Annotated in this window: 8 protein-coding genes; 6 read left to right on the top strand and 2 right to left on the bottom strand. The window is 37.4% G+C overall.

What is annotated here, in order from left to right:
- Positions 1-127 precede the first annotated feature (127 nt).
- Positions 128-1,507 (bottom strand): YjiH family protein, encoded by a 1,380-nt coding sequence (locus AC220I_RS16665; RefSeq protein WP_486724992.1) that lies wholly within the window; start codon positions 1,505-1,507, stop codon positions 128-130.
- Positions 1,508-1,686: 179 nt separating this feature from the next.
- On the opposite strand from AC220I_RS16665, the gene AC220I_RS16670 reads away from it, so the two are divergent.
- The 6 genes from AC220I_RS16670 to AC220I_RS16695 all read left to right on the top strand — a co-directional run bounded on the left by AC220I_RS16670 (position 1,687) and on the right by AC220I_RS16695 (position 5,747).
- Entirely contained in the window at positions 1,687-2,457 is a 771-nt protein-coding gene (locus AC220I_RS16670) for an IclR family transcriptional regulator (RefSeq protein ID WP_486724993.1), read from the top strand.
- A gap of 216 nt (positions 2,458-2,673) precedes the next feature.
- Positions 2,674-3,243: a bifunctional transcriptional activator/DNA repair enzyme AdaA gene (locus AC220I_RS16675; protein WP_486724994.1), complete on the top strand. Its 570-nt coding sequence runs from the start codon at positions 2,674-2,676 to the stop codon at positions 3,241-3,243.
- Positions 3,236-4,135 carry a DNA-3-methyladenine glycosylase family protein gene (locus AC220I_RS16680; protein WP_486724995.1) on the top strand — a complete coding sequence of 300 codons (900 nt, stop codon included), beginning with the start codon at positions 3,236-3,238 and terminating at the stop codon, positions 4,133-4,135. The genes AC220I_RS16675 and AC220I_RS16680 overlap by 8 nt, the downstream gene beginning before the upstream one ends.
- Entirely contained in the window at positions 4,128-4,613 is a 486-nt protein-coding gene (locus AC220I_RS16685) for a methylated-DNA--[protein]-cysteine S-methyltransferase (RefSeq protein ID WP_486724996.1), read from the top strand. Before AC220I_RS16680 ends, AC220I_RS16685 begins: the two co-directional genes overlap by 8 nt.
- Before the next feature lie 48 nt (positions 4,614-4,661).
- Complete coding sequence (locus AC220I_RS16690; protein WP_486724997.1) at positions 4,662-5,003, top strand: zinc ribbon domain-containing protein YjdM; 342 nt, start codon at positions 4,662-4,664, stop codon at positions 5,001-5,003.
- Positions 5,004-5,204: 201 nt separating this feature from the next.
- Positions 5,205-5,747 carry a DUF3793 family protein gene (locus AC220I_RS16695; protein WP_486724998.1) on the top strand — a complete coding sequence of 181 codons (543 nt, stop codon included), beginning with the start codon at positions 5,205-5,207 and terminating at the stop codon, positions 5,745-5,747.
- A 68-nt stretch (positions 5,748-5,815) separates the two neighbouring features.
- Here AC220I_RS16695 and AC220I_RS16700 read toward each other — a convergent pair.
- A partial coding sequence (locus tag AC220I_RS16700) for an EFR1 family ferrodoxin (RefSeq protein ID WP_486724999.1) occupies positions 5,816-6,196 on the bottom strand: 381 nt, incomplete at its 5' end.

Here is a 6,196-nt window from a genome sequence, read left to right on the forward strand (position 1 = left end):
GATCCCCTAGGCTTAAGTCAATGACATCATTGTATTTTTGTGCTAGTTCATCCACAGCACCCATGGGTGTTGATTTGTCTTTCCAATATCTTTTTGCAATAAATTTATGTCTCAATATATCACCTCATTAAAAAATAGCATGAGCAATCAATACAATAATTGGCAAAGTGATTAAAGTTCTCTCTAGGAAAATAATAAACAAGTCTTTGAAGTTAACTGGAATCTTAGATCTCAAAATGATGGCACCTGTTTCTGTTAAATAAATGAGCTGAGTAAAAGAAAGGGCACCAATTATAAATCGCGTAATTTCATAATCAGATCCTTTTACGAAGATTGCCGGTAAAAACATGTCCGCAAAGCCCACTAGTGTCGCTGAAGCAGCGAGAGAAGCATCGGGCACATTAAGAAGTGCATATAGGGGAATTAGTGGCTGTGAAATGATGGTGAATAAGGGCGTATACTCTGCGATAATCAATGCAGTAGTTCCAAGGAGCATTACGATTGGCATTAGACTAAAGTAAACATCTGCAACTGTTTTAAGACCGGAAAGCATTAAGCCAATTGGACCAGGTGCTTTTTCAGCTTTCATGATGCCGTTTTCAACAGCCCAATTGTGAAGGGATTTGCCTTCAGGGACTTCTTCGTTGATTTGAACTTCAATGCCTTCCATATAGGCGTCACTTTTCTTGTTCAAAGGATAAATTCGTGGAAGAATAAGTGCAGCTGCAAGTGAAGCGATACTGATTGCGCCATAAAATGCTAGGAAACTGACAGATAAATCCAAGAAACTTGCAATGAAAACGGCAAAGGGAAGTGAAACCAGTGAGAAGCATACAGAGATAATAGAAGCTTCTTTGGCAGTATAGTAACCTTCACGATATTGTTTATCTGTGATAACAACCCCAACAGGACCAGAACCAATCCATGAAGCAATGGCATCTATCGCAGAACGACCAGGGACTTTAAACAAGGGGCGCATGAATTTACGAATTAAAGTGCCCAAATAATCCATAGAACCAAATTCCATTAATAGAGGTAAGAAGAATCCTGAGAAAAAGAACCATGTCGCTAGGACTGGAAATAGATCGTTTATAACAACGCCGCCAGTATTAGGGTTCGAGACGTGATCTAAACCAAATTGTGTCACTTTGTTCAATACTGAATATGCAAATACAGCTGCAATCAGTCTTAATATGAGCATCGTTGGCTTGACGATAAACAGTTCTGAAAGAAATTTGTTGTTCAGAATAAGTTTAGGCTTTACAACCGTCGCAAATAAAGTGACAAGGGCACTTAAAACAACGATGAAAACCATAAAGGCAGGTAAGTGTGCACCATAACTGGCATTAAATAGTGATGCTAAATAGCCTACGCCAATGGTAAGGTTTCCGCCGCCCCATGGCAATGGAATTACAAAGAGAATTAAGCCGATTAGCGAGGGAATGACAAATTTTAATACTTGCGTAACTGAAAATTTAGAATAGATCTCTGCTTCTTTTATACTCATGATATACTCCTCCTTAAAATTTGAAACGCCGTTTCACTGGTTAATTAATGATACGATAAATATTCAGAATAATCAAGCAATTTTTGAAACGATGTTTCAAAAAAAGATGAAAGCCCTAAAATTTCACTTTTTATATCGCATAAATTATAGTATACTTTCACTATATAAGGAGGCAAAATATGGACCATTCTAATACAATGACAGATAGAACCTGTGAAATTCTGGATTATATTTACCAATCTGAAAAACCTGTGGGCATCAGTAATATTGCTTCCAATCTCAAATTACCTAAAGCCACTGTTTTTAGAATATTAGCTTCACTGGAAAAATGGAAGTTCGTTGAACGGAACATAGATAGCGACGATTATAAATTGGGACTTGGGCTTATTAAGTATGGTGTAAAGATTGCAGCAAGAACATCCTTGGTTGAAATCGCTCAACCTTTAATTAATGCTTTATCCTTACAAATTGGTGAAAGCGTCAACTTGAATATTGAGTACCAAGAGCAATCCTTAAATATCTATAAGTCACCAAATGACAATTTTATTTTGGTCTCAAGGCTAACGCCTATAAGCCCTCTGAATTGTTCGGCATCAGGTAAGATTTTTTTATCTCAGAAATCCGATGATGCACAGGCTTTTTATTTCAATCACAATATTTATGCTAATAGAACACTTAATTCAATCACTTCTCATAAAGTATTTTTAGAAAACATAGAATCATTAGCCCAAAAGGGCATTGCGATTGATGATGAGGAATATGAGTATGGCTTATATTGTATTGCAGCACCAATTTATCATCATGATAAAATAATTGCGGCAGTAAGCATATCGGGTCCAAAGACCAGGCTTGAGCATAAAAAAATTGACTACATTAGTGACACGCTAAAGGAAACGTGTCAAGCAATCACCCAACTCATAAAAGATTTGGACTATAATAGTTTAATTTAGTCTATATCAAAATACCATACTTATTAAACCTCACCAAGCTCAAGTTTGAGAAAGGGTGAGGTTTCTCTATTGCCTTAAAATTACTTGCTCAATTCTAGGAAGAAAAAATGACGGTTATGGGTGTATAATAGAAGCATAATAGCTCTTATTTTCCAAAAGGAAAAAGAAAATGCGTAAAGGCTAATTTGGGACATTCAACCCATTGGGGAGGCGGGTATGATTTTAACACATAAAGAAAAATGGCAAGCCTTCATCACTAGAGATTCTAATTATGATGGCATTTTCTATACTGCTGTGAAAACGACTGGCATCTTTTGTAAGCCTTCCTGCAGGGCGAGAAAGCCGCTTGAAAAAAACGTCATCTTTTATGATACCCTCAGTGAAGCCAAAGCGAATGGTTTTAGACCGTGTAAAATATGTGAGCCAGAAGGAAATACAGTTGAAGATATACAAGAAACAGCATGTGACTTGTATGAGGACATTAAGGCCGGGTTTACAAAACCAATAGATTTTAAGGCATATGCAGCTCAGAACAATGTAAGTTTAAGTCATTTGGTCCGTGTCTTTAAGAGTCTTTATTTGAAGACGCCAAGGGTCTTTTTAATAGAAACACGAATAGAGTGCGCTCAAAGACTTCTTGTAGACACCGATGACGAAATCATGAAAATTGCTTATGATGTCGGCTTTACGAGTTTATCTAGCTTCTATAAGCACTTTAAGACAATCACGGGAAAATCGCCCAATGACTATAGAGTATCCTATGAAAGTGAGTCCTTTAATGAATGAAATTCGAATTATAACCCCTGATGATTTTAGCTATTCGGAATGCTTGGTCTATCTTAACCGATCAGAACTGGAGTGCCTCCATAAAATAATAGACGGGGCAATAGTCAAACTCATCAAAATCAAATCCCAAGCCTATCTTATAAAAATTGAATCGCTTTCAGATGTGGAGGGTCTTAAGGTTACTCTTTTAGAGGGCGAACCAATGAACCAAGATATTGTAGGATATATAAGAGATTATGTTTCAGACTTATTTGATCTGGGTGCTGATATGGATGCCTTTTATGCCCTATCAAAAACGGATAAAATCGCAAATTGGGTCATCCGAAAGTATAGAGGGCTCAGAATTGTAAAGATCAACGACCTGTTTGAGGGGTTTTGCTGGTCAATCATCGGTCAGCAAATCAATCTTAAGTTTGCCTATACCCTTAAAAAACGACTTGTTGAAACTTATGGTGAATCACTTCAACATAATGGCCAATCTTTTTATTTGTTTCCAGAGCCACAAGTGCTTTCTAAGCTTTCAGTGTCAGATTTGAAAGCACTACAGTTCACAGGAAGAAAGGCTGAATATGTGATAGGTGTAGCATCCCTTTTCTGTGAGGGTGTTCTGAATGCGGAAACACTGCGCTCAATGGATGATTACATGACCCTAAAGGAAAAATTGCTGTCTGTCAGAGGTGTTGGCAATTGGACAGCGGATTACATCATGCTTAAATGCCTTAAAATAAATAGGGCATTTCCAGTAGCAGATGTGGGCATTCACAATGCCTTGAAGAATATACTTGGAAGAGAACAGAAGCCATCTATTACAGAAATCGAGGAGATGGCAAAAGCGTGGACTGGACATGAAGCTTATATGACGTTTTATTTATGGAGGTGTCTGTATGACTGATTTTTATAGGGAGATTATAGAAACACCCGTTGGAAAAATTGAAATTCTAAGTGATGGGCAAAGTATCTTTAGACTGGATCTGTTAAAAGAGGTGGCGGGCACATTAGAAACCAATCCAAACACCATAACTGAGCTTGCCAAAATACAGTTATATGAGTATTTTGAGGGTCAAAGAAAAAGCTTTGATTTACCCCTTTCCCCTCAAGGTACTGAGTATCAAAAGAGAATTTGGCGTCACCTAATGGACATCCCCTATGGTGTGACGATTTCTTATAAAGCACTGGCAATCGCAAGTGGAAATCATAATGCATCAAGAGCCGTGGGCCATGCCAATAGTAAAAACACCATTATGATTGTCATCCCATGTCATCGTGTAATAGGTGCTAATGGTGGACTTACAGGCTATGCTGGAGGGTTAGATGTTAAAGAGTGGTTGATTACACATGAACAAAAATTTGCCAACACGTCAGGTCTGTGATAATATAATAGCCGTTGACGATTAGTAAATTGAGAATGGAGAATGTTTATGTTTAAATTACCTAACTGCCCAAAATGTAATTCAGAATATACCTATGAATCTGGAACACTTTATGTTTGCCCGGAATGTGCGCATGAGTGGGCAATCGCTTCAGACGGCCAAACGGACAGCGATGAAAAGGTCGTAAGAGATGCAAATGGCAATATATTATCTGATGGTGATTCGATTACGATTATCAAGGATTTAAAGGTTAAAGGCAGCTCTTCAGTTCTTAAAATTGGAACCAAAGTGAAAAATATAAAGATTGTTGATGGGGATCATGACATTGATTGCAAGATTGATGGATTTGGCGCCATGAAATTGAAATCTGAATTTGTAAAAAAACTATAATAATACCATGGAATATTGGCGCTTATGCTGATCTAGTTTTTAGATTGGCGAAGCGCCTTTTTAATTGGGTTTAAATGCTTGGTGCTTGGTAAATTATGTTTAATGATAAAAATTTTAAGAAGAATAGCTTGACAAAACCATTGATAATCATTATCATTAAGTAAGTATAAGTGATAATAATTATCAATAAGGAGAAGTCTATTGAATTTTGATCAGATTTTAGCATTTCATTGTGCCCCTACATTAGTGGGCTTAAAACCTGCAAACTTAATCTCTCATAAACCCTTTGAAGTCATTTCAACTTCCAAAAAGGCCCTAGATGACAACTCTATTGCAATGACTCTATTATGGCATTGCAACTGTAAAGATTTAACCTTGGTCTATAACCGTGAAAAGTTGTGGGACCATTTGCATTCGCCCGAAATATGGGGATATCTCATGGTTCAAGGTTATCCAATGTACAGTTCTTTAGAGACGATAATAGAACACCTAAAGGCGCGTATTATGGAACTCAAGGAATTTCCACATGAAGTGGGTCTTTTTTTAGGTTACCCTCTGGTTGACGTATTGGGTTTCATAAAAAATAACGGTCAAAATTGTAAGTTATGTGGTTACTGGAAAGTTTATGGGGATGAAGGTGAAGCAAAATGTCTCTTTGACTCATTTAGCAGGGCAAGGGATGAAATGTGTGCAAAAGTTAGGTCAGGTTATACACTCGCTGAAATCCTAAGTTTAGCATCTTGATTAAAACTGGTCTAAATAAAAATTAAAACTTTGTGGATTTAAGTCCTATCGAAAAAAGAGATGCAGAATTATGACTGCATCTCTTTTATTGTTATATTGGGATTGGTATACTGATACCCAGATTGGGGTTTCATTTTCTTAAAGCGAATGGCCTCCTCGGGACAGTGATGCAAACAGGCAAAACACATTTCGCATTGTTGATTCATGTGTGGATAGTCACCTGTGTGGGTAATGTTTTCCACAGGGCATACCTTTGAACAGAGGCCGCACTGACTACATTTTTCTGAGTTAATTTGAAGGTCTTTAAATCCAAGAAAGGGAACTGCAAGTTTGAGGGCAATATTGCTGACGACTTGAAGCCCCAGGTTCTTGCTTGGATGTGGCCCCTTTTCCTTGTTTAAAATAGACCGAATGACTGCCTCTAATTGAAGTTCGGCATTTTCTAGTAA

Source organism: Fusibacter sp. (genome assembly GCF_057447755.1).